Raw genomic sequence first — 22,709 nt, 5'->3', positions numbered from 1 at the left:
ACCGAGGGGAAGCCGGCGCTGTTCCGGACCCGGCCCCGTGCTATGGCGGGACCGATGAGCGCAGCCGTTCCCCCGCCCGCGAAGAAAACCCTCGTCTTCGTCGTGACGGAGGATTGGTTCTTCGCCTCGCACTTTCTGCCGATGGCCCGCGCCGCGGTGGCGATGGGACTGTCGGTCGCGGTGGTGACGCGGGTGCGCGCGCATCGCGCGGCGATCGAGGCGGCCGGCATCCGTGTCGTGCCGCTGGAGGCGGAGCGCTCCAGCCTCGACCCGATGGCGGCGGGCTACGCCGCGGGCCAGCTCGCCGGCATCCTGAAGGCGTTGAAGGCCGACATCGTCCACTGCATCGCCCTGCGCGGCATCCTCGTCGGCGGCACGGCGGCGGCGATGGCCGGCATCCCGCGCCGGGTCTTCGCGCTCACCGGCCTCGGGCTGCTCGGCGCCCGCGCGGACGCGACCGGGCGGCTGTCGCGCCTCGCGCTGAAGGGCCTGATCCGCGGGCCGCTGGCGAGCCGGCAGACCCGCTTCCTGTTCGAGAACCCGGACGACGCCCGCGCGCTCGGCCTCGACCCGTCCGACACCGCCGTCACCCTGGTCGGCGGGGCCGGCGTCGACCCGGAGACCTTCGCGCCGCGTCCGCTTCCGCCGCCGACGCCGCTCAAGGTCGCGATCGTCGCGCGGATGCTGTGGTCGAAGGGCATCGACGTGGCGGTGGAGGCGGTGCGCCGCGCGCGCGCGGTGGGGGCGGTGGGGGCGGAGGGGGCGGAGGGGGCGGAGGGGGCGGCGGTGGAACTCTCGCTCTACGGCGCGCCCGACCCTTCCAACCGCCGGGCGATCCCCGAAGCCACCCTGCGCGCGTGGTCGCGCGACGGCGTCGTCTGGCACGGCCCGACCCGCGACGTCGCCGACATCTTCGCCGCCCACCATGTCGGCGCCCTGCCCTCGCGCGGCGGCGAGGGCCTTCCGCGCACGCTGCTGGAGGCCGCCGCCTGCGGCCGGGCGATCCTCACCAGCGACGTGCCGGGCTGCCGCGACCTCGTGCGCGATCGCCGGGAGGGCCTGCTCGTGCCGCCCGGCGACGCGGGCGCACTCGCCGCCGCGCTGACGCGGCTCGCCGCCGACCCGGCCCTCGTCGCGCGGATGGGCGCGGCGGCGCGGGCGCGGATTCTCGAAGGCGGCTACACGGAAGCGGCCGTCGCCGGGACGGTGGCCGGGATCTACGCGGAGCTTCTGGCCTCGTGACGCCCGCCCGCGACCCCGTCCGCTTCATCCGCGCGCAGACGCGCCTGCGCCCGGTGCCGCACGCGCCCGAGATCGTCCTGCACGTCGCCGACGAGGCGACCGCCCTGTGGCAGAAGACCGAGGAGGAACTGGAGGCGATCGGCCTGCCGCCGCCGTTCTGGGCCTTCGCCTGGGCCGGGGGGCAGGCGCTCGCCCGCTACATCCTCGACAACCCGGCGATGGTGGCCGGGCGGCACGTCGTCGACTTCGCCTCGGGCTCGGGACTGGTGGCGATCGCGGCGGTCAAGGCCGGCGCCGTCCACGTCACCGCCAGCGACCTCGACCCCTTCGCCCTGCACGCGATCCCGCTCAACGCCGAGGCCAACGGCGTGGCGGGGCACATCACGGCGGTCGGGGCCGACCTGATCGGCACCGATGCCGCGTGCGTGCTCGCGGCCGACATCTTCTACGAGCGCGACCTCGCTGCGGCGGTCGGAGGCTGGCTCGGCGACCTGCACGGGCGCGGGCGCACGGTGCTGATCGGCGATCCGGGCCGCAGCTACCTGCCCCGCGAGCGGCTTTTGCAGGTCGCGACCTACGAAGTCCCCGTCACGCGGGCGCTGGAGGATGCCGAGATCAAGCGGTCCTCGGTGTGGCGCTTCGCCTGATCGCGGACGGGGAGCGGGGGAGGCGCGACGGGAGACATCCGACCTCGCCGGCGCGGCCATCGCCGGCCCGCTTCCCCCTGCGGCTGCTCGCCGCGATCCTGCTGATCCTCGGCGGCCTCTTCTCGATCCTGCCGGTGCTGGGCCTGTGGATGCGGCCGCTCGGCCTCGCGCCGCTCGCCCAGGACGTGCCCGCCCTCAAGGTGCCGATGGAGCGGGCCGCCTGCTGGATCGAGCGGCAATGGCGGCGCCGGCGCGGCGGGTAACCCTGCCTCGTGCCCTGGTTTTCTTGGCCGGCCTCAGTCGCCGGCGCCCGCCTCCGCGGGCTCAGGCTTTCGCTCCGCTCGATGCTTCTCAGGAGCATTGGTCCTGAGAAGCCCGCTCCGCGCGGCGCTCTTCGCGCCGCGAAGCCACTGACGCGGCTTCGAGCGATGGCCCTGGCCCGGTGTTCTGCCGCGCTTGACAGGACAATCCGGCCAGCCGACCCATCGCGGGTGGGATCCCGCCCGAGAAGGATCCTCCGGAGACAACCTGTGATGCCGTTGCGTCTGTTCTCCCGCCGGCTGGCCGCCGCCGTCCTCGCGGCGGGCGTGCTGTCGGGAGCCGTTCCCGCCATGTCCGTACCGCCGGCCCTGGCCCAGGAGGCGGCCCATGCGGCGGTCTTCCCGCCGAGCTCCCGCTTCGGCTTCACCCCGCCCTCGGACATGACGATCTCGAAGCGCTTCACCGGCTTCGAGCGGATCGGCGGCGGCGCGATGCTCTCGGTGGTCGAGCTGCCGGCCGGAGCCTATCCCGAACTCAAGCAGAGCTTCACCGACGAGAACCTGAAGACGCAGGGGCTCACGGTGCAGACCCGCGAGCCGGTGACCCTCGACGGCGGCGCCGAGGGCGTGCTGTTCACCGGCGAGCGGACGCCGGCCGACGGCAACGGCACGCCCGCCGCCCGCAAATGGCTGCTGATCGTCGGCGCCAAGGAGGTGACCGGCATCGTCATCGCCCAGGCCGCCGTCGATGCCGAGACCGACGAGACCATGCGCGGCATGCTCACCGGCCTGCGCATCCGCGGCGCGCTCGGCCTCGACGAGCAGGTCGCCGCCCTGCCCTTCCGCATCGGCGACCTCGCGGGGTTCCGGCCGGTGCGGGCGCTCGCCGGCAATTCGGTGCTGCTGACGCTGGGGCCGCGGGATCAGGTCTCGAACCTGGAACAGCCGATCCTGGTGATCGCCCAGGCGGTGCAGCCGGCCACGCCGCAGGAGCAGCGCGACGGCTTCGCGCGGGCCTCGCTCTACGCCAACCAGACGATGAAGGAGTTCTCCATCGAGCGGTCGCAGAGCTACCGCCAGAACGGCGTCGACTGGCACGAGATCGTGGCGCGGGCCATCGACATCCCCTCGAACCAGCCGGTGGTGGTCTCGCAGACGATCCGCTTCAACCCGGACGGCTACATCCGCGCCGTCGGCGTCGCCCGCGCCGACCAGCGCGAGCAGATGCTGCCCCTGTTCCGCCGGGTGGTGGACAGCCTTCAGGTGCGCTGAGGCGATCCTTCCCCCCTCCCGCCGGGCGGGGAGAGGCCGGCTCAGGACGAGTCTCCTTCCGCGAGGCCCCCTCGCTTTCGGCGATCGCCTCGTCGCGACCCTCTCACCGCTTCGGCGTGTGACCGCCCGGGTCCTTCACTCGCACACCCGCACGCGCCGGACGTAGATGTCGCCGTAGGGATCGACGGTCTCGCGGCGCTCGAAGTGGCAGATCGGGCCCTCGACGTAGACCGGCGGCGGGGGCGCCCGGTAGACCGGCCTGCCCGGATAGTAGGGATCGTTGGCCGCCGCGATCGCGCCGCCGACGGCCAGCCCGCCGAGCACGCCCAGGGCCGCCGCGCCGCCCGGTCCGATGCCGTCCCGTGCCTGGGCGGCGGGTGCGGCGCCGAGCGCGAGAGCGCCCGCCATCACGCCGCCGAGAAGCAAGCCCCTCATCGTCGAAACTCCTTGAAGAATCGCGCCGCGCGGCGCCGTCACCCCATCGTCGGCCCCCGCGGGATGCGCCTGCGGCGCAAGCTCGGCGATGCCCGGCGCCCATGAGAGCGCGCGATTTGAGGCCAATCTTCGGCAAGCCCGATCGAGGCCCATCGAAGGCTCGTTCGCTCGGGTGCGTCTCGGCACGCGTCGGATCGGCCGCGGTCCCCGCAACCCGTCCCGCCCGGTTTCCTTGCGCGAGGCCCCCAAATCGTTGCAGAAGTGCGCGCCGTTCCGGACGTGCTCCGCCTTCCAACGACACTGCCGCCCCGGCGGTGGTTTCGGGCGGCCCCGGCCGTGGAACGGCCAGCCGGAACGGGTCCAGTGCCAACGTCCATCACGGTGCAGCTTCCCATGACGCAGACCCTTCGCCTCGGCATCGCGGGCCTCGGCACGGTCGGTGCCTCCGTGCTGCGCATGGTCGCCCGCCGCGCCGAGGCCCTCACCGCCGCCACCGGCCGCACCATCGCCGTCTCCGCCGTCTCCGCCCGCGACAGGAACCGCGACCGCAGCGTGGACGTGTCGTCCCTGCGCTGGTTCGACGACCCGGAGGCGCTCGCCCGCTCGGACGACATCGACGTGTTCGTCGAACTCGTCGGCGGTTCGGAAGGGGTGGCCAAGGCCGCGGTCGAGGCGGCGCTTACGGCCGGCAAGCACGTGGTGACCGCCAACAAGGCGCTGCTCGCCCATCACGGCGCGGCGCTCGCCCGCCTGGCCGAGGAGCGCGGCGTCGCGCTCGCCTACGAGGCGTCGGTCGCGGGCGGCATTCCGGTGATCAAGGCGATCCGCGAGGGGCTCGGCGGCAACGACGTCAGCCGCGTCTACGGAATCCTCAACGGCACCTGCAACTACATCCTCAGCCGCATGGAGGCGGAGGGGCTGACCTTCGAGGCCTGCCTCAAGGACGCGCAGGCGCTCGGCTACGCCGAGGCCGACCCGACCTTCGACGTCGAGGGCTTCGACACCGCCCACAAGCTCGCCATCCTCACGAGCCTCGCCTTCGGCGTGGAGATCGACGCCGAGGGCGTCTCGGTGGAGGGCATCTCGGGCGTCAAGCCCCTCGACCTGACCATGGCCGACGAACTCGGCTACCGCATCAAGCTCCTCGGCGTGGCGCAGGCGACCGCCGCGGGCATCGAGCAGCGGGTGCACCCGACCATGGTGCCGAAAGCCTCGGCCATCGCCCAGGTGATGGGCGTGACCAACGCCGTCACCATCGACGCCGACGCGGTCGGCGAACTGACCCTGATCGGCCCCGGCGCGGGCGGGGCGGCCACCGCCTCGGCGGTCGTGGCCGACATCGCCGACGTGGCCTCGAAGATCGTGCGGCCGACCTTCGGGCGGCCGGTCTCCGGCCTCGCGGCACCGCGCCGGGTCGAGATGCAGCGCCACGAGGGCGGCTACTACATCCGCCTCACCGTGCACGACCGCACCGGCGTCGCCGCCGGCGTGGCGACCCGGATGGCGGAGGCCAGCATCTCGATCGAGAGCATCGTCCAGCGCCGCTCGGCCAAGGCCGCCTCCAGCGATCCGCAGGGCCTGTCCGGCCAGCCGGTGCCGCTGGTGCTGGTCACCTACGCCGCCACCGAGGGCAACGTCCGCGAGGCGCTGGCCGCGATCGACCGCGACGGCCTGCTGGCGGAAGCGCCGCAACTGATCCGCATCGAACGGGAGTAGCGAGGGCGCACGCCTTCGATTTCGGCACGATTCCGCAAAGGATGACGTCTCGTCCATGCGGAGAATGCCATGACGGTGCGCTTCGTCCCGAACCGCGATGGCCGGTGAGCGGGGCGAAGCACGGGTGTCGGCACCGGCCGGGACAGGCCGGGCCTCGGGGATAAGGAAGCGAGGGCGATGTCGATGGCCAATACCGGGATCTTCAGCGATCCCACGGCGCGGGGCCTGACGCTCGAACTGGTGCGCGTCACCGAGGCCGCCGCCATCGCCGCCGCCCGCCTGCGGGGCCAGGGCCGCGAGAAGGAGGCCGATCAGGCCGCCGTCGACGCCATGCGCGCCGAACTGATGGTGCTGCCGATCGAGGGCACCGTGGTGATCGGCGAGGGCGAGCGCGACGAGGCGCCGATGCTGTTCATCGGCGAGCGGGTCGGCACCGGCAACGGCCCCTCCGTCGACATCGCCGTCGATCCCCTGGAGGGCACGACGCTCTGCGCCAAGGACATGCCGGGTGCCATCGCCGTGATGGCGCTCGCCGAGCGCGGCACCCTGCTCGCCGCGCCCGACGTCTACATGCAGAAGATCGCCATCGGCCCGGGCTACCCGCCCGGCACGGTCGATCTCGACTGGAGCCCGGCCAAGAACATCGCCTCGCTCGCCCGCGCCAAGGGCGTGGAGCCCTCGGGCCTCACCGCGATCATCCTCGACCGGCCACGCCACATGGACCTGATCGCCGCCGTGCGCGACACCGGGGCCGGCATCCGCCTGATCTCGGATGGCGACATCGCCGCCATCATCCACTGTACCCGGCCCGACGAGACCGGCGTCGACATCTACATGGGCACCGGCGCGGCGCCCGAGGGCGTGATCGCCGCGAGCGCGCTGCGCTGCATCGGCGGCCAGATGCAGGGGCGGCTGATCCTCGATTCCGCCGACAAGCGGGCCCGGGCGGCGAAGATGGGCATCACCGACCCCGGCCGGAAATACGACATGCACGATCTGGCCCGCGGCGACGTGATCGTCGCGGCCACCGGCGTGACGACGGGGGCGCTGCTCTCGGGCGTGCGCTTCCGCCCCGGCGTGATCGAGACGGAAACGGTGGTCTACCGCTCCAACACCGGCACGGTGCGCCGGATCGCCTGCGAGCACCGCCGCCCGGAGAGCGTGCCGGGCCCGAACTGACCGGGCACGCCGATCCCGCTCAGCAGGCGGCGGCCTGCCCGAACAGGGCTTGGGCCAAGCGGATCGGCTCGATCGGCTTCTCGCAATGGAGCACGTCCCGCAGGCGGCTCGGGACGGCGTCGTCCTCGTAGCCGGTGGCGAACACGAACGGCACGCCGCGCGCCTTCAGCGCGTCGGCGACCGGGAAGACCATGGCTTCGCGCAGGTCGATGTCGAGCACCGCACCGTCGATGCGCGAAGCCTGCGCGACCATCGCCAGGGCGTCGTCGACGCTCCCGACGGGACCGATGACCCGCGCGCCGCTCTCCTCGAACACACGGCGCATGTCGTCGGCGATGAAGTACTCGTCCTCGACCACGAGAACGTGCCGCCCGCTGAGCAGTTCTGGTCCATCCGGCATCGGTCCATTCTCCACTGTCCCTCGATCCGTTCAGAATCGCGGCTGGATCAGGATCTTAAACCGTCAGAGCCTGTTTGACTGCGATGATCCCATCTCGACCCTCATCCTGAGGTGCCGCGTGAGCGGCCTCGAAGGGGGCTCCAGATCCCGCGCGATCCCTGGAACCCCCTTCGAGGCCTCCGCTGCGCTCCGGCACCTCAGGATGAGGGTGGGGATGGGGGTTAGGGCTTTCCTCTCGCCTGACCGTTGCCTGGCGAAGACAGGTTGGCCGATCGAACCGGCTCTCAGAACAGGCCGCCCTGCATGCGGCCGACGCCCTGCTTGGCCACGGCGTTGTCGGGGTCGAGGCGGGCCGCCTGCTGGTAGCTCTCGCTCGCCTCCTTGCGGCGGTTCGTCTTCTCGTAGGCCAGTCCGCGATAGGCCCAGGCCGAGGCGTCCTTCGAATTGACGTTGAGCGCCGCGTTGAAGTCCTCGATCGCCTTGTCGTACTGACCCGTCGCGATCAGGCTCTGGCCGCGGGCGGCGTAGGGTGCCGCGACGAAGGGGTTGCGGTCGATGGCCGCCGCGAAGTCGCCGATCGCCTCCGGGTTGTGGCCCTGCTTCTGCCGCACGAGGCCGCGGGCATGGTAGGCCTCGGCCGATTCGGGGGCGAGGCGGATCGCGACGTTGAGGTCGTTGAGCGCGCCGTCGAGGTCGCCCTGGGCCCGCTCGAGGTTCGCCCGGCCGATATAGGCGGCGGAAAAGTTCGGATCGCTGGCGACCGCCTTCGAGAAATCCTGCATCGCCGCGTCGGCGCGGCCGGTCTGGCGATAGGCCAGCGCGCGGTTGTTGTAGGCCGAGGCCGAGTTCGGATCGAGCTGGATCGCCTTCGAGAAGTCGCCGATCGCCTCGCCGAACTGGCCGGAACGGGCATAGGCTGCGCCGCGGGTGTTGTAGGCGCCGGCATCCGACGGGTTGCGGGAGATCACGTCGGAGAGCGAGGCGATGTTGACGTTGGTCGCTCCCGTGGTGTCGGTCTCCAGCACCGCGAACTGGCGCGGGGCGGTCGCGCTGCCGTAGGTCTCGCAACCACCCAGCGCCGCGGCCGTCAGCGCGACGGCACCGATCAGCCTCGCCTTGCGTCCCTGCAGCGTCATCCCGATCATCCCACACTCTCCCCCGCGCCCGCCTGCCCGGATCGCCGCGGCCGCCCCGCGGGACCCGGTTCCTTCACGTCGCGGACACGCTGCCGCAACACGGTGAATGGGCGCTTAAACGATCGCGCGAAACATCCCCGTGACCGGCTCGGGCCGAGCCGTGGAGCGGAGGTTTTCGCCAGACCGAACCGGGAAGACCGCGTGGGCTCGTCCGGCTCGAGACCGGGAAGCGTTCGCGCGGCGCTTCGACGGACGCCCCGTGCCGTCCGCTGAAACGGCGGGATGTGGCGAAGGTGTGGCCCGGACCTTCACGGCTTCGTACAAGGCCCTGAGGCGGGTTCGACGGTCGTTTGCTGTTGCAGCGAAGCGACAGATCGAACGGTCAAGCTTTCGCGATCAACCGATTGGCTTGAGCCGGGTGACGTGACCCATCTTGCGGCCGGCGCGGGCCTCGGCCTTGCCGTAGAGATGGAGGTGCGCGCCGGCTTCCGCGAGCAGAGCGGGCCACGCCTCGGCCTGCGCGCCGATGAGGTTCTCCATCTCCACCGCCATCCCGCCGGTGCGGGCGGTGTCGCCCAGCGGCCAGCCGCAGACCGCGCGCACCCCTTGCGCGAATTGCGAGGTCAGAGCCCCCTCGATGGTCCAGTGCCCGGAATTGTGCACCCGCGGCGCGATCTCGTTGACGACGAGGCGGGCGGCGCCCTCGGGCCCGGCGACCTCGAACATCTCGACGGCGAGCACGCCGACATAGTCGAGCGCCCCGGCGATCGCGCGGGCGATCGCCACGGCCGCCTCGCCGGTCGCCCGGCTCAGGCCCGGGGCGGGCACGCGGGTGAGGGCCAGGATGTGGTCGCGATGCTCGTTGGCGCAGGGGTCGTAGGCGGCGAAAGCCCCGTCGGGCCCTCGGGCGGCGATCACCGAGATCTCGCGCTCGAAGGCCACGAAGCCCTCCAGGATGCAGGGCGCGCCCTTGAATTCGGCGAGCACGGCGGCCGCGTCGTCGCCCTCGCGGATCATCCGCTGGCCCTTGCCGTCGTAGCCGAAGCGGCGCGTCTTCAGCACCGCGGGCCGCCCCAGGGCCGCGAGCGCCGCCTCCAGATCGCCGACCGAATCGACCGCCCGGTAGGGCGCCGTCGGGATGCCCAGCGAACTCACGAAGTCCTTCTCGGAGAGGCGGTCCTGGGTGGTGAGCAGGGCGGTCGCGCTCGGGCGCAGGAGGGCGTGCCCGGCCAGAACCGCCGCGGTGGCGTGGGGGATGTTCTCGAACTCGTAGGTGACCACGTCGCAGGCATCGGCGAAGGCGGCGAGCGCCGCCGCGTCGTCGTAGGGCGCCAGGGTGCGGGCATGGGCCACGTCGAAGGCGGGGCTGTCGGCGTCGGGGGCGTAGACGTGGACCTTGAGGCCGTACTCGGCCGCCGCGAGCGCGATCATCCGGCCGAGCTGGCCGCCGCCGACGATGCCGAGGGTGCCGCCGGGCCGGACTTGCGGCGTGGGCGTGGGAGAGGCCATGGCGATGCGTCCGGTTGTCAGGCTCGAGAGGGATCCGGACGTTCGGCGACGGCGGCGGTCTGGCGGGCGCGCCACGCATCGAGCCGCGCGGCGAGATCCGCGTCCGTCAGCGCCAGCACGGCGGCGGCGAGCAGGGCGGCGTTGACGGCGCCCGCCCGTCCGATCGCCAGGGTGCCGACGGGGATGCCGGCGGGCATCTGCACGATGGAGAGCAGGCTGTCCTGGCCCGAGAGCGCCTTCGACTCGACCGGCACGCCGAAGACCGGCAGCGCGGTCATGGCCGCCGTCATCCCGGGCAGGTGCGCCGCGCCGCCCGCGCCCGCGATCACCACCTTGAAGCCGGCCTCCCGCGCGCCCTTGGCGAAGGCGACGAGCCGGTCCGGCGTGCGGTGGGCCGAGACGATGCGCGCGTCGTAAGCCACGCCCAGGGCGTCGAGCGTCTCGGCGGCGTTGCGCATGGTCGCCCAGTCCGACTGGCTTCCCATGATGATCGCGACCGGGGGCGATCCCGTCATCGTCGTCTGGCCCATTGCGAGGAGCCGGGCTCGTGCCCGGGGAGAGGCCGAATAACAGGGGGGGCGGCGCCCCGGCAAGGCGGGCGCCGACGCAAGATGCCGAGCGGCCGATCGAGACCGGGCCGAGGCGGCTGACGCCGCAACCGGAAACCTCTCCGGGAATCCGCAAGAATCCGCCGAAAGAATCCGCCGATTCTCGCGCAACCGCCGGAGCCGAAACGGGGGAGCCGCGTTGTGCTGGAAACGGCCGTGAGCGGCCGGTTCCCTCGATTTCAGCGAGCTCGACAATGTCCTCCGCGGACCCCATCACGCGCGCCCGCACCGCGACCCATATCGACATCCACGACAGCACCAGCCGCAAGCACTGGGCCGACCTGTTCCAGGTTTCCGACGAGCGCCTGCGCAAGGCGGTCCGGATGGTCGGAACCCGGGTGTCCAGCGTCTCGGCCTATCTCGCCAAGTAGTTCGCCAAGTAGTTCGCCGCACCGAGCAAGTCGCGCGCCGCCCTCGAATCGAAGCTCGGGCACCGGGGAGGCGCGTTCTTCCCGGCGCATCGATCAGGCGATGATGTCCGGCGTGATCTGATCTTCCAGATAGGTGATCCGGTCGCGCAGGACCAGCTTGCGCTTCTTCAGGCGCTGGAGCTGGAGCTGATCGACGGCGACGCTGAGCTTCAGCGCCTCGATGGCCTCGTCGAGATCCCGGTGCTCCTCCCGGAGCCTGCCGAGTTCCCCGGCCGGGTCCGCAGCCGCGTCGTTGGCAACCTCGTCCGCCATCATCGCTCGAAACACATCGCCGGCCTTGACCGGGTGCGACCATGCGCCAAGCCCGCCCCCGGGGCAAGGCGCCGCCCCCGGTTCTCCCGCCCCAGCGCGATCCGCCGACAGCCAGGTTCAAGCCCCGTTCCGCACTCCGGAAGATGTGAAACGACCGCGGTGCGGAAGCGTCCGTTTTGCCGCCGAATGGCTTCGACAGCGCCCTCGACCTGTGTCAGTCTCCCTCGCGTCGGAAACGATGACAGGAGCGACACCTCATGTCCTTGCAGACGCATTTGAGCCAGCTCGCCGCCAAGCACGAAGCCCTGGAACGCGAGCTTCACGACGCGATGCAGTCCCTCTCCAGCGACGATCTCCGCATCGCCGAACTCAAGCGCAGGAAACTGCACCTCAAGGACGAAATCGAGCGCCTGCGCGGAGACACCCTCCACTAGCGGCGCGTCCGGCCGGCCTCGCCCCGGGAGACGCCGCCGGCTCCTCTTACCTCTCCCGACTCGGACCGATCCGTCACCGCCGCCTGGGAAACCAGCGCGGCGGTTCCGCTTTCAGGCTCCGAGCAAGATCCCGGAAATCGCGCTATCGTCTCCGCGAACGGGTCGGACCGACCGGCCGCACGAGGAAGCGCCGATGTCCGCCGCCCCGACCGAAGGCACCTACGCCGCCATCCATGCCGCCTCGCTCGAAGACCGGGAGGATTTCTGGCTGAAGGCGGCCCAGGCTCTCGACTGGGACGCGGCCCCGACCCGCGCCTTCGATCCGGACCTTGGCGTCTACGGCCGCTGGTTTCCGGATGCGCGGCTCAACGTCTGCCGCAACGCCGTCGACCGCCACGCCGAGGGCGGGCGCGGCGATCAGGCGGCGATCATCCACGACTCGCCCGTCACCGGCGTGAAGCGCACGATCACCTACCACGAACTGCGCGACGCGGTGGCGGTGCTCGCCGGCCTCCTCGCCGATCTCGGCGTGTCCAAGGGCGACCGGGTGGTGATCTACATGCCGATGGTGCCCGAGGCCCTGTTCGGGATGCTGGCCTGCGCCCGGATCGGCGCGATCCACTCGGTGGTGTTCGGAGGCTTCGCCGCCAACGAACTCGCCGCGCGGATCGAGGACGCCGCGCCCAAGGTGATCCTGGCGGCCTCCTGCGGCATCGAACCGGCCCGGGTCGTCGCCTACAAGCCCCTGCTCGATGCGGCCATCGCCCGCTCGTCGCACAAGCCCGACGCCTGTCTGATCCTGCAGCGGCCGCAAGGCGAGGCGAGCCTCGTCGAGGGCCGCGACCACGACTGGGCGCAGGGCGTGGCGCGGGCGCGCGCGGCGGGGCGCCGGGCCGCGCCCGTGCCGATGGCGGCGACCGACCCGCTCTACATCCTCTACACCTCGGGCACGACCGGGCGCCCCAAGGGCGTGGTGCGCGACGGCGGCGGCTACGGCGTCGCGCTGACGTGGTCGATGGCCAACCTCTACGGCGTGCGGCCCGGCGAGGTCTATTTCTGCGCCTCCGACATCGGCTGGGTGGTCGGCCACTCCTACATCGTCTACGCGCCGCTGCTGCACGGCTGCACCACGGTGCTCTACGAGGGCAAGCCGGTCGGCACGCCCGATGCCGGCGCCTTCTGGCGGGTCGCGGCCGAGCACGGCGCCGCCGCGCTGTTCACGGCGCCGACGGCCCTGCGCGCGATCAAGAAGGAGGACCCGCGGGCGAAAAAAATCGCCGGCTACGACCTCTCGAAGTTCCGCGCCCTGTTCCTGGCCGGCGAGCGGGCCGATCCGGATTCGGTCGCCTGGGCCGAGCGGGCGCTGGGGCGCCCGGTGATCGACCATTGGTGGCAGACCGAGACCGGCTGGGCCATCGCCGGCAACCCGCTCGGCCTCGAGCGGCTGCCGGTGAAGTACGGCTCCACCGGCAAGCCGATGCCGGGCTACGACCTGCACGTGCTCGACGAATCGGGCCGGCCGGTCGCCCCCGGCACGATGGGGACCATCGCCCTCAAGCTGCCGCTGCCGCCCGGTTGCCTGCCGACCCTGTGGGGCTCGGACGAGCGCGTCCGCCAGAGCTATCTCTCCGCCTTCCCCGGCTTCTACGACACCTCGGATGCGGGCGTGATGGACGAGGACGGCTACGTCACGGTGCTGGGCCGGACCGACGACATCATCAACGTGGCCGGCCACCGCCTCTCGACCGGCGGCATGGAGGCGGTGCTCGCCGCGCACCCGGACGTGGCCGAATGCGCGGTGATCGGCATCCGCGACGCCCTGAAGGGCGAGGCGCCCTGCGGCTTCGTGGTGCTGAAATCCGGCGTCGCCAAGGATGCGCGGACGATCGAGCGCGAGCTGGTCGCCCGGGTGCGCGAGGAGATCGGCCCCGTGGCCGCCTTCAAGCTGGCGCTCACCGTGGGACGCCTGCCGAAGACGCGCTCCGGCAAGATCCTGCGCGGCACGATGAAGCGCATCGCCGACGGCGAGGATTTTTCCATGCCCCCGACCATCGAGGATCCTGCGGCCCTGGCGGAGATCGGCGACAGCCTGAAGGCCCGCGGGATCGGCGGCTGAAATCGAGGTTGGACGTGTCCTTCTCATAGGGTCCAGGCTCATAGGGTCCAGGGCGGAGCCCTGGTGGAGGGACATCGGGGTCTGCCACCCGCCGTCATCGCGAGGCTCGGCGTAAGCGATCCAGGGCGCGACGAGGAAGGCGGCATTGGTCGGCGCATTGACCGGCTCGGCCCAGAAGGCGCCGTCGCCGCGCTCGCAATAGGCCCGCACAGGCTCGAACCAGGACGCATCCAAGGGTTTCTCCTCCGGCCTCAAGCGCCGGCGGCCGCATCCGCGGCCTCAGGCTTTCGCTCCGCTCGACGTCTCGGCAAAAGCCGAGACCCGCTTTGCGGGGCGCTCTTCGCGCCCGGCGGACGGTGCCCGCCTTGCCAGGGCCGCGCGAAGGCCCGATGACGAAAGCCCCTCCCGGCCGAGCCTCCTCACGCCCCATGCGGATCACCACCTGGAACGTCAATTCGATCAAGCAGCGGGTCGGCCATCTGCTGGGCTTCCTCGACGAGGCCAAGCCCGACGTGGTCTGCCTGCAGGAGCTGAAAGGCCAAGACGCGGCCTTCCCCCGCGCCGAGGTCGAGGCGGCGGGCTACGCCGTCGAGACGCTGGGGCAGAAGGCCTATAACGGCGTCGCCCTGCTCGTGCGCGCGCCGCTGCAGCACACGCAGGTGCTGCGCGGCCTGCCCGGCGACGCCGAGGACGAGCAGGCGCGCTACATCGAGGCGCTGGTGCACGGCGAGGGCGTGGCGCCGGTGCGGATCGCCTCGATCTACCTGCCGAACGGCAACCCGGCGCCGGGGCCGAAATACAGCTACAAGCTCGCCTTCATGGCCCGCCTGAAGGCGCATGCCCGCGCCCTGACGGCCTCCGAGGAGGCGCTGGTGCTGGCGGGCGACTTCAACGTGATCCCCGAGCCCGAGGACGCCGCCGACCCGGCCGCCTGGACCCAGGACGCACTGTTCCTGCCCGACACCCGCCGCGCCTTCCGGGCGCTCCTGGCGGAGGGCTTTACGGACGGCCTGCGGGCCTGCGAGCCGAGCGCCGGCCTCTACACCTTCTGGGATTATCAGGCCGGCTGCTGGCCGCGGAATCAGGGCATCCGCATCGACCACCTGCTGCTCTCGCCCCAGGCCGCCGACCGCCTCGTCTCGGCCTCGGTGCAGCGCCACCTGCGCGGCCTGGAAAAGCCGTCGGACCACGTGCCGGTGACGGTGGAACTGAGCGACGGGTGATACGCCATCCGGTTGCTGACTTCGGCCTCTCCTGCGTCATCGCGAGGCGAAGCCGTGGCGATCCAGGGCGCGACCTTTCCGGACCTGTCGCGCCCTGGATCGCTTCGCGGCCGCTCGCGATGACGGAGGGGGGCGAAACCCGAAGCGACCAATCGGAAACGGTATGAGACGCCGCCAGCCCTCCCCCGCAGAGGGGGGAGGGGTTTTCGAGGACTACCGCCGCCGCCGCGTCGAGCCCGTGGACAGCGACTGCGCCTGCGCCATCGCATCCGCCCGGTCGCTCTCGCTCGCCGAGGCCCAGGCCTTGTCGTAGAGATCGACGATCCACGTATCGCCCGCGCCCTGCGCCCCCGTGCGGGCGATGGCGAGCCAGGTCAGGCCGCGCACGGTCTGGCGCTGCACGCCGACGCCGTTGACGAGCATGTCGCCGAGCAGCGCCTGGGCCTGGCGATGGCCCTTCTCGGCGGCGAGGTTGAACCAGCGCGCGGCCTTGCGCGGATCCTGCTCGACGCCGGTGCCGTCGAGATAGAGCCGGGCCAGGTTGTACTGCGCGTTGGGGTCGCCGAAATACGACGCCGCGTAGTTGAACATGTCGTAGGCGCGCTCGGGGTTCGAGCGCACGTAGGTGCCCTTGATCCCTTCGAGGAAGTAGGTGCCGAGCGCGTTGAAGGCGCTCGCCACCACGCCCGAATTCGGCGTGTCGGGCGTATCGTCGGTGTTGTCGTCGGCGATGCGCGAGAAGTATTCGAACGCCTTCAGGTCGTCGTGGGGCACGCCGTCGCCGTCCGCGTACATGCGGCCGAGCTTCCACAGCGCCAGGGTCTGGCCCTGGTCGGCGGCGTATTCGAGCGCCCGCACGGCGCCCTGCTTGTCGCCCGCGTTGTAGTCGCGCACGCCCGAGCGCAGGGCGTCGCGCCCCGAGCGAAACCCCTTCTCGGGCACCGGCGTGCGCGCGGTCGCGTCGAGCGCGGCGGCGGGATCGGCGGCGGCGAGCATCAGCCCGAAGCCGAGGAAGCCGGCCAGAAGCCCCGTCCGGAGCCGACTCGGATCGGCCCCGACCGGCCGCGCGGGCCGGAGAGGGACAGTCCTAGATGTCGGCATAGACCTGCGTCTCCGCTGCGCCGCCCGGATGGGTGACGGCACCGTTCACCGCAGGCCCGACGGACTGCGCGTATTTCCAGAGATAGCCGGAGGTCGCGGCGTTGCCCCGCGGCGTCCATTCGCTGCGGCGCCGGGCCAGTTCCTCGCCGGAGAGCGCCACGTCGAGCGTACCGTTGATCGCGTCGAGGGTGATGATGTCGCCGTCGCGCAGCAGGCCGATCGGGCCGCCGACCGCGGCCTCGGGGCCGACATGGCCGACGCAGAAGCCGCGGGTCGCGCCGGAGAAGCGCCCGTCGGTGATCAGCGCCACCTTGTCGCCCATGCCCTGGCCGTAGAGGGCGGCGGTGGTCGAGAGCATCTCGCGCATGCCGGGGCCCCCCTTCGGGCCCTCGTAGCGGATGACCAGAACCTCACCGGGCTTGTAGGTGCGGTTCTGCACCGCCTCGAAGCAGGCCTCCTCGCCGTCGAAGACGCGGGCCGGGCCGGTGAAGACCTGTTTTTCGGCCGGCATGCCGGCGACCTTCACGATGGCGCCCTCCGGGGCGAGGTTGCCCTTGAGGCCGACCACGCCGCCGGTGACGGTGATCGGCTGGTTCGCCGGGCGCACCACGTCCTGGTCCGGGTTCCAGACGACCTTGGCGAGGTTTTCCGCAATCGTCCGGCCGGTGACGGTGAGGCAGTCGCCGTGCAGGTAGCCGTGATCGAGCAGCGTCTTCATCAGGAGCGGGATGCCGCCGACCTCGAACATGTCCTTGGCGACGTAGCGACCGCCGGGCTTCAGGTCGGCGATGTAGGGGGTCTTCCGGAAGATCTCGGCGACGTCGGACAGGGTGAACGCGATGCCGCATTCGTGCGCGATCGCCGGCAGGTGCAGCGCCGCGTTGGTCGAGCCGCCCGAGGCCGCGACCGTGGCGGCGGCGTTCTCCAGGCTTTTCCGGGTGACGATGTCGCGCGGGCGGATGCCCTTGGATATCAACTCCATCACCTTCTCGCCGGCGGCGGCGCAGAACTGGTCGCGAATCTCGTAAGGGGCCGGCGCGCCGGCCGAGTAGGGCAGCGCGAGGCCGATCGCCTCGGAGACGGTGGCCATGGTGTTGGCGGTGAACTGCGCGCCGCAGGCGCCGGCCGAGGGGCAGGCGACCCGCTCCAGTTCGTCGAGGTCTTCGAGGCTCATGTCGCCGACGGCGACCTTGCCGACCGCCTCGAACAGATCCTGCACCGTGACCGGCCGGCCGCGGAACGAGCCGGGCAGGATCGAGCCGCCGTAGATGAAGATCGAGGGCACGTTGAGGCGCACCATGGCCATCATCATGCCGGGCAGGGACTTGTCGCAGCCGGCCAGCCCCACCAGCGCATCGTAGGCGTGGCCGCGCATGGTCAGCTCGACCGAATCGGCGATGACCTCGCGGGACGGCAGCGAGGCGCGCATGCCGCCGTGGCCCATGGCGATGCCGTCGGTGACGGTGATGGTGCAGAATTCGCGCGGGGTGCCGTGGGCGGCGGCGACGCCCTTCTTCACGGCCTGGGCCTGGCGCATCAGCGAGATGTTGCAGGGCGCGGCCTCGTTCCAGCACGAGGCGACGCCGACCAGCGGCTGGTGGATCTGCTCGGTCGTCAGGCCCATGGCGTAGAGGTACGAGCGGTGGGGCGCGCGCGCGGACCCTTCCGTCACGTGCCGGCTCGGCAGCTTCGACTTGTCGGTCTGACGCGCGTCCATCGCTGATCCCGGTCCCGTTACGCCTCCGAGGCCCGCGCGGCCCGTCACGGCCTCACGCGAAAAACGTCCTTCGACGTCCTCGAAACCCTGCGGTAAAGCGTTGGAGCGACAGCGTTTACCGCGACCCCGGAAGTCGTCTCGGTTTATGGTCGGATTGCGGCGCTCGAAGGCACAGCTCAAGGCAAAGTCAGGTTGCTTTCGCGGTGTGTCGAGGCCGCAACAGCTCAGCTTACGCCGGCTTCCGGATGACTTCGCACCATCAACGCGCCGGTCCCCTCGCGCGGTCCCGCACGACGGCCGTTTTTCGGCGTGAACCCGCGCGATTCCGAGAGTGTCGAGACGGACATTCGGAACCGGACATCAATCTCGACAGTCCTGCGGATCGGCGAAGGCCGTCATCCCGCGCCGATGACAGTGTCCGGCGCGCCCGCCTCGATCAGCCGGTCGCTCTCGTCCTTGAGATTCACTCCGGTCAGCCCGCGCGAGAAGGCCTGGACCAGCAGCCAGTTCAGCTTGAACGCGGCCAGATCGAAGCTCAGGCCCGCGGGCCGGACGTTCGAGATGCAGTTTCGTTCCGCATCCGAGCGCCCGGGCCTCGGATCGAAGGTGACGTAGAGGCCGAGGCTGTCGGGCGAGGACAGGCCGGGGCGCTCGCCGATCAGCACCACGGCGGCCCGGGCCTTCAGGGCGGCGCCGGCCGCGTCGCCGAGCGCGACCCGCGCCTGGGTCGCGACCACCACCGGGGCGAGGCGCCAGCCGGCCCGGTCCGCGTGGGGCCTGAAGGCGGCGAGCATCGCGGCGGCCCCCTCGTGGACCGCCCGCGCCGAGAGGCCGTCGGCCACGACGAGGGCGAGGTCGACGGGCTCGGCGGCCGAATCGGAGAGGGCCTTCAGGCTCGCGGGCGAGAGGCGGCGCCCGTAATCGGGGCGGCGCAGATAGGTCGCGCGATCCTCCGCGCCCGAGGTCACGACGACGGCGGGATAGCCCAGCGCCTCGATGGCGGCGGCGATCGCGGCGGCGTCCATCGGCGTGTGGACGGCGTCGCGGGCCTGGGCGTGGGCGAGGCCGAACTTCAGCACCTCGCGGGTCGGCAGGCCGGCCCCGGCGCGGCCGAGGCCGATCCGGGCGGGGGTGAGGCGGGCCAGCCGCCGCCAGAGGTCGTGGGTCTCGGCGCTCATGCGGCGAGGTCCGGCGCGGCGGTAAGCAGGCGGGAAGCGGCCCCGCCGGGCAGGAGCGCGCCGCTCGCATCGGTGAGCCCGATCCGGGCGAGCCATTCCTCGAATTCCGGCGCCCGCCTCAGCCCCAGCACCTCGCGGATGTAGAGTTGGTCGTGGAACGAGGTGGACTGGTAGTTCAGCATCACGTCGTCGGCGCCGGGAATGCCCATCACGTAGGTGCAGCCCGCCGCGCCGAGCAGGGTCAGGAGCGTGTCCATGTCGTCCTGATCGGCCTCGGCGTGGTTGGTGTAGCAGACGTCGACGCCGAGCGGCACGCCCATCAGCTTGCCGCAGAAATGGTCCTCCAGCCCGGCGCGGATGATCTCCTTGCCGTCGTAGAGATATTCGGGCCCGATGAAGCCGACGACGGTGTTGACCAGAAGCGGCCGGTAGCGGCGGGCGACGGCGTAGGCGCGGGCCTCGCACGTCTGCTGATCGATGCCGTGATGGGCGTCCGCCGAGAGCGCCGAGCCCTGGCCGGTCTCGAAATACATCACGTTGTCGCCGAGCGTGCCGCGCTTGAGCGCGAGTGCCGCCTCGTGCGCCTCTTGGAGAATTGGCAGGGTGACGCCGAAGCTCGCATTGGCGCGCTGCGTCCCGGCGATCGACTGGAAAACGAGATCGACCGGCAGGCCGCGATTCATCGCGTCGAGCGTGGTGGTGACGTGGGTGAGCACGCAGGACTGCGTCGGGATCTCGAGGCGCCCGATGATGCTGTCGAACAGGCTGAGCAAGGTGCCCATGGTCTGAATCGAATCGGAGACCGGGTTGATGCCGATCACCGCGTCGCCGCAGCCGTAGGCGAGGCCGTCGAGGATCGAGGCGGTGACGCCCGCCGGGTCGTCGGTCGGGTGGTTGGGCTGGAGCCGCACGGCGAGCGTCCCGGGCAGGCCGATCGTGTTGCGGAAGCGGGTGACGACGCGGCACTTGCGGGCGACCAGGATCAGATCCTGGTTGCGCATGATCTTCGACACCGCCGCGGCGATCTCCGGGGTCACGCCCGGCGCGATGCGGGCGAGCGTCTCGGAGGAGGCGGTGAGCAGGAATTCGCGAAAGTCGCCGACGGTCAGACCCGCGATCTCGGCGAAGGCCGCCTCGTCGTGGTCGTCGAGGATCAGGCGCGTGACATCGTCGGCCTCGTACGGGATCAGCGGACGCGCCAGGATCTCCCGGAGCGGCACCTCGGCCAGGCACCAGCGGGCGGCCATGTTCTCCTCGGCCGATTCGGCGGCGATGCCCGCGAGGCAGTCGCCGGATCGCACCGGGGTCGCCTTGGCCATCAGCGTCGCCAGATCGGCGAAGACGTGGGTTCGGGGACCGACGGTGTGACGGTAGGGCATCGAACGTGGCTCCTTGGCCTCGGCCGACAGGATGCAGGGATCGGGCGGTCTGTCGAGGGGTCTCGAAGGCGGGGCCGGCTCGGCCCCCGCCATCGGCGCCCCTAAGCAAGAACGGCGCCCGAGAACAGATCGCTCAGTGTCTCTCACGAAACGCCCGCTGCGCCGACGCGCCCGAAGGGAAACGACCGGTGACCGGGCGTTTCGTGAGGCACTCCAACAGGCGGCTCCAGCGAGAAGCCCTGCCTTCGAAGCTCGGCGCGTTTGGACGACGAAGCGATTCCCCCCTCTCGGCGCAAGCGTAGGAGCGCTCGCGAAAGGCGACACCACGACACGTGCGAACAGGGCCCGCAAGAAAACGCAAGCAACGCGACGGGCGGCGGCCGGCGAGAACTTCGCGCGCATCGAGCGCCCCGAAACGGCGGCATCCTGCGGCCCCGTCCTCGGAAAAGCCCGGCGAGCCCGCCTTTCAGGCAAGGGACCGGCACTTTTGAACCACATCCGATACCCGCCCTCTCCTTCACTCATCACTTTCGTGCCGGATCGCGCATTATTTCTCTTGCCTGCATGATTGGCATACCAAATAATGCATACCACTGCCCAGGACGAGACGGCCCCTCGGATCCGGCGGGCAGAGGAAGGACCGACAACACTCTGCACCGACGCTTCCGATGCCGGCCGCGCCTGATCCGACCGGGCTGGATCTCACGTCTGTGCAGGAACGAGGGAGCACGCTCATGGCACTATCGTCCATTGCCCCGGACCGGCCGATCCCGTCCTCGAACCGATGGCTGCAAATCGTTCTCGGCGTCGTCTGCATGGTGGCGGCGGCCAACATCCAGTACGCCTGGACCCTGTTCGTCCCCGAGATCCAGAAAACCTTCGGCTGGGATCGCGCCGCGATCCAGGTGGCCTTCACGATCTTCGTCGTCGTCCAGACCTGGCTGACGCCGATCGAGGGGCACTTCATCGACAAGTACGGTCCGAGCCGTGTCGTGATGTTCGGCGGCCTGACGACCGGATCGGCGTGGGTGATGAATTCCTATGCGACCTCGATCTGGGGCTTCTATCTCGGCTCCGTTCTCGGCGGCATCGGCGTCGGCTGCGTCTACGCGACCTGCATCAACAACGCGCTGAAGTGGTTCCCCGACCGCCGCGGCCTCGCCGTCGGCCTGACCGCGGGCGGCTACGGCGCGGGCTCGGCGCTCACCATCATCCCGATCGCCAGGATGATCGACGCCGGCAGCTACGCCCAGGCCTTCTTCACCTTCGGCCTGATCCAGGGCTCGGTGATCATCCTGGCCGCCCTGTTCATGCGCAGCCCGGCCAGGGACGAGGTGCGCTACTCCGACAAGGTGCTCCAGACCCGCCGCGACTACACCCTCGGCGAGGCCCTGGCGACGCCGGTCTTCTGGGTGATGCTGGCGATGTTCACCTGCACGGTCACCGGCGGCCTGATGGCGGTGGCCCAGCTCGGCGTGATCGCGCAGGATCTCGGCGTGAAGCACTTCCAGGTGAACCTGTACTTCTTCACCATGGCCGCCCTGCCTTTCGCCCTGATGCTCGACCGCATCATGAACGGCGTCTCGCGCCCGCTGTTCGGCTGGGTCTCCGACCGGATCGGCCGCGAGAAGACGATGTTCATCGCCTTCGCGATGGAGGGCATCGGCATCGTCGCGCTGGGCTATTTCGGCTCGAACCCGTGGGCCTTCGTGATCCTGTCGGGCATCGTGTTCCTGGCCTGGGGCGAGGTCTACTCGCTGTTCAGCGCCACCGCCGCCGACACCTTCGGCTCGAAGCATATCGGCAAGATCTACGGCGTGCTCTACTGCGCCAAGGGTCTGGCGGCCCTGTTCGTGCCGGTCGGCAACGTGATCATGCAGGCGACGGGCACGTGGTCGACCGTGCTCTACACGGTCGCGGCCCTGGACCTGATCGCCGCCTGCCTCGCCATCGCCGTGCTGCGGCCGATGCTGAAGCAGCACCATCTCGCCAACAACGCGGCGGTGCCCGACGCGGCCCTCGCCCATGCCTGAACCGGGTCACGCCTCCAGGCGAGGCCGCGACGCCCCGGGAGGGTCCAAGGAGGAGTCCCGCCGGAGACGGCGGGACTTTTCGTTCCGAATGGGCGCGACGAAGCAACGGCCCTCCGAACGGTGAACGGCCGCCCCCGTCGGCGCGTCCGGCGGTCATGCGGCGCACTTGCGGTCATTCGCCTTCGCGGGAAGCCGCATCGCACGCCGTTGCCGCAACGTGAAACGCGAGGCCGACGGATCGGAGCGGCCCGAGCCAAAGAAAAAGGCCCCGTTTCCGGAGCCTCGGTCCTTTCTCGATCCATCCTCGTCGGGTGAGGATGGTGGGCGCGACAGGGATCGAACCTGTGACCCCTACCATGTCAAGGTAGTGCTCTCCCGCTGAGCTACGCGCCCCGGCAGGCTTCCGGGGTGACCCGGTGTCCTGCGAGGCCGCGGCTATAG

At 71.1% G+C, this 22,709-nt stretch carries 21 protein-coding genes and 1 tRNA gene; 11 read left to right on the top strand and 11 right to left on the bottom strand.

The annotated features are described in order from the left end of the window. The first annotated feature begins 54 nt into the window (after positions 1–54). From PGN25_13390 to PGN25_13375, 4 genes are all read left to right on the top strand, one after another. Positions 55–1,242: a glycosyltransferase gene (locus tag PGN25_13390; protein ID MEH3118548.1), complete on the top strand. Its 1,188-nt coding sequence runs from the start codon at positions 55–57 to the stop codon at positions 1,240–1,242. Then, positions 1,239–1,889 (top strand): methyltransferase, encoded by a 651-nt coding sequence (locus PGN25_13385; GenBank protein ID MEH3118547.1) that lies wholly within the window; start codon positions 1,239–1,241, stop codon positions 1,887–1,889. Before PGN25_13390 ends, PGN25_13385 begins: the two co-directional genes overlap by 4 nt. Next, entirely contained in the window at positions 1,874–2,152 is a 279-nt protein-coding gene (locus PGN25_13380; protein ID MEH3118546.1) for a hypothetical protein, read from the top strand. The genes PGN25_13385 and PGN25_13380 overlap by 16 nt, the downstream gene beginning before the upstream one ends. A 270-nt stretch (positions 2,153–2,422) precedes the next feature. Further along, positions 2,423–3,421, top strand: a complete 999-nt coding sequence (locus PGN25_13375) for a hypothetical protein (GenBank protein ID MEH3118545.1) — start codon at positions 2,423–2,425, stop codon at positions 3,419–3,421. A gap of 135 nt (positions 3,422–3,556) precedes the next feature. On the opposite strand, the gene PGN25_13370 is transcribed toward PGN25_13375, so the two are convergent. Continuing rightward, a complete protein-coding gene (locus PGN25_13370) occupies positions 3,557–3,856 on the bottom strand; it encodes a hypothetical protein (protein ID MEH3118544.1) in 300 nt (99 codons plus the stop codon). Between the two features lie 393 nt (positions 3,857–4,249). Here PGN25_13370 and PGN25_13365 point away from each other — a divergent pair, with 393 nt between their 5' ends. Next, positions 4,250–5,572, top strand: coding sequence for a homoserine dehydrogenase (locus PGN25_13365; protein ID MEH3118543.1), 1,323 nt, complete (start codon positions 4,250–4,252; stop codon positions 5,570–5,572). 177 nt (positions 5,573–5,749) lie between these two features. After that, complete coding sequence (gene glpX / locus PGN25_13360; GenBank protein ID MEH3118542.1) at positions 5,750–6,751, top strand: class II fructose-bisphosphatase; 1,002 nt, start codon at positions 5,750–5,752, stop codon at positions 6,749–6,751. 19 nt (positions 6,752–6,770) lie between these two features. Here the strand turns inward: glpX and PGN25_13355 are convergent, their stop codons facing one another. From PGN25_13355 to purE, 4 genes are all read right to left on the bottom strand, one after another. Then, positions 6,771–7,151 (bottom strand): response regulator, encoded by a 381-nt coding sequence (locus tag PGN25_13355; GenBank protein ID MEH3118541.1) that lies wholly within the window; start codon positions 7,149–7,151, stop codon positions 6,771–6,773. 284 nt (positions 7,152–7,435) lie between these two features. Continuing rightward, complete coding sequence (locus PGN25_13350; protein ID MEH3118540.1) at positions 7,436–8,296, bottom strand: tetratricopeptide repeat protein; 861 nt, start codon at positions 8,294–8,296, stop codon at positions 7,436–7,438. A gap of 387 nt (positions 8,297–8,683) precedes the next feature. Further along, entirely contained in the window at positions 8,684–9,796 is a 1,113-nt protein-coding gene (locus tag PGN25_13345; GenBank protein MEH3118539.1) for a 5-(carboxyamino)imidazole ribonucleotide synthase, read from the bottom strand. Between the two features lie 17 nt (positions 9,797–9,813). After that, positions 9,814–10,311: a 5-(carboxyamino)imidazole ribonucleotide mutase gene (gene purE, locus PGN25_13340; protein MEH3118538.1), complete on the bottom strand. Its 498-nt coding sequence runs from the start codon at positions 10,309–10,311 to the stop codon at positions 9,814–9,816. 287 nt (positions 10,312–10,598) lie between these two features. Here purE and PGN25_13335 point away from each other — a divergent pair, with 287 nt between their 5' ends. Next, positions 10,599–10,775, top strand: a complete 177-nt coding sequence (locus tag PGN25_13335; protein MEH3118537.1) for a DUF3606 domain-containing protein — start codon at positions 10,599–10,601, stop codon at positions 10,773–10,775. Between the two features lie 93 nt (positions 10,776–10,868). Here PGN25_13335 and PGN25_13330 read toward each other — a convergent pair whose 3' ends face one another. Then, complete coding sequence (locus PGN25_13330) at positions 10,869–11,090, bottom strand: DUF465 domain-containing protein (GenBank protein MEH3118536.1); 222 nt, start codon at positions 11,088–11,090, stop codon at positions 10,869–10,871. A gap of 254 nt (positions 11,091–11,344) precedes the next feature. Between PGN25_13330 and PGN25_13325 the strand changes: the two genes are divergently transcribed. The 3 genes from PGN25_13325 (at position 11,345) to xth (ending at position 14,860) form a co-directional block, all read left to right on the top strand. Next, positions 11,345–11,521, top strand: a complete 177-nt coding sequence (locus PGN25_13325) for a DUF465 domain-containing protein (protein ID MEH3118535.1) — start codon at positions 11,345–11,347, stop codon at positions 11,519–11,521. A 193-nt stretch (positions 11,522–11,714) separates the two neighbouring features. Continuing rightward, the gene (locus PGN25_13320) at positions 11,715–13,637 is read left to right on the top strand and encodes a propionyl-CoA synthetase (protein MEH3118534.1); all 1,923 of its coding nucleotides are present in this window, start codon (positions 11,715–11,717) and stop codon (positions 13,635–13,637) included. A 428-nt stretch (positions 13,638–14,065) separates the two neighbouring features. After that, complete coding sequence (gene xth, locus PGN25_13315; GenBank protein MEH3118533.1) at positions 14,066–14,860, top strand: exodeoxyribonuclease III; 795 nt, start codon at positions 14,066–14,068, stop codon at positions 14,858–14,860. A 213-nt stretch (positions 14,861–15,073) separates the two neighbouring features. Here the strand turns inward: xth and PGN25_13310 are convergent, their stop codons facing one another. From PGN25_13310 to PGN25_13295, 4 genes are all read right to left on the bottom strand, one after another. Then, positions 15,074–15,961 carry a tetratricopeptide repeat protein gene (locus tag PGN25_13310; GenBank protein MEH3118532.1) on the bottom strand — a complete coding sequence of 296 codons (888 nt, stop codon included), beginning with the start codon at positions 15,959–15,961 and terminating at the stop codon, positions 15,074–15,076. Further along, entirely contained in the window at positions 15,948–17,678 is a 1,731-nt protein-coding gene (gene ilvD, locus PGN25_13305; GenBank protein MEH3118531.1) for a dihydroxy-acid dehydratase, read from the bottom strand. The genes PGN25_13310 and ilvD overlap by 14 nt, the downstream gene beginning before the upstream one ends. Positions 17,679–18,073: 395 nt before the next feature. Continuing rightward, positions 18,074–18,856 (bottom strand): ethanolamine ammonia-lyase subunit EutC, encoded by a 783-nt coding sequence (gene eutC / locus PGN25_13300; GenBank protein ID MEH3118530.1) that lies wholly within the window; start codon positions 18,854–18,856, stop codon positions 18,074–18,076. Further along, the gene (locus tag PGN25_13295) at positions 18,853–20,235 is read right to left on the bottom strand and encodes an ethanolamine ammonia-lyase subunit EutB (GenBank protein MEH3118529.1); all 1,383 of its coding nucleotides are present in this window, start codon (positions 20,233–20,235) and stop codon (positions 18,853–18,855) included. Before PGN25_13295 ends, eutC begins: the two co-directional genes overlap by 4 nt. Positions 20,236–20,969: 734 nt before the next feature. On the opposite strand from PGN25_13295, the gene oxlT reads away from it, so the two are divergent. Next, positions 20,970–22,268, top strand: a complete 1,299-nt coding sequence (gene oxlT, locus PGN25_13290) for an oxalate/formate MFS antiporter (protein ID MEH3118528.1) — start codon at positions 20,970–20,972, stop codon at positions 22,266–22,268. 318 nt (positions 22,269–22,586) lie between these two features. Here the strand turns inward: oxlT and PGN25_13285 are convergent. After that, a tRNA-Val gene (locus PGN25_13285) sits at positions 22,587–22,661 on the bottom strand. Positions 22,662–22,709 lie beyond the last annotated feature (48 nt).

Source organism: Methylorubrum populi, assembly GCA_036946625.1.
In the GTDB taxonomy this organism is placed as follows: domain Bacteria; phylum Pseudomonadota; class Alphaproteobacteria; order Rhizobiales; family Beijerinckiaceae; genus Methylobacterium; species Methylobacterium populi_C.
The sequence above is the reverse complement of the archived record's forward strand: the minus strand, read 5'-3'. Positions and strand labels throughout refer to the sequence as shown.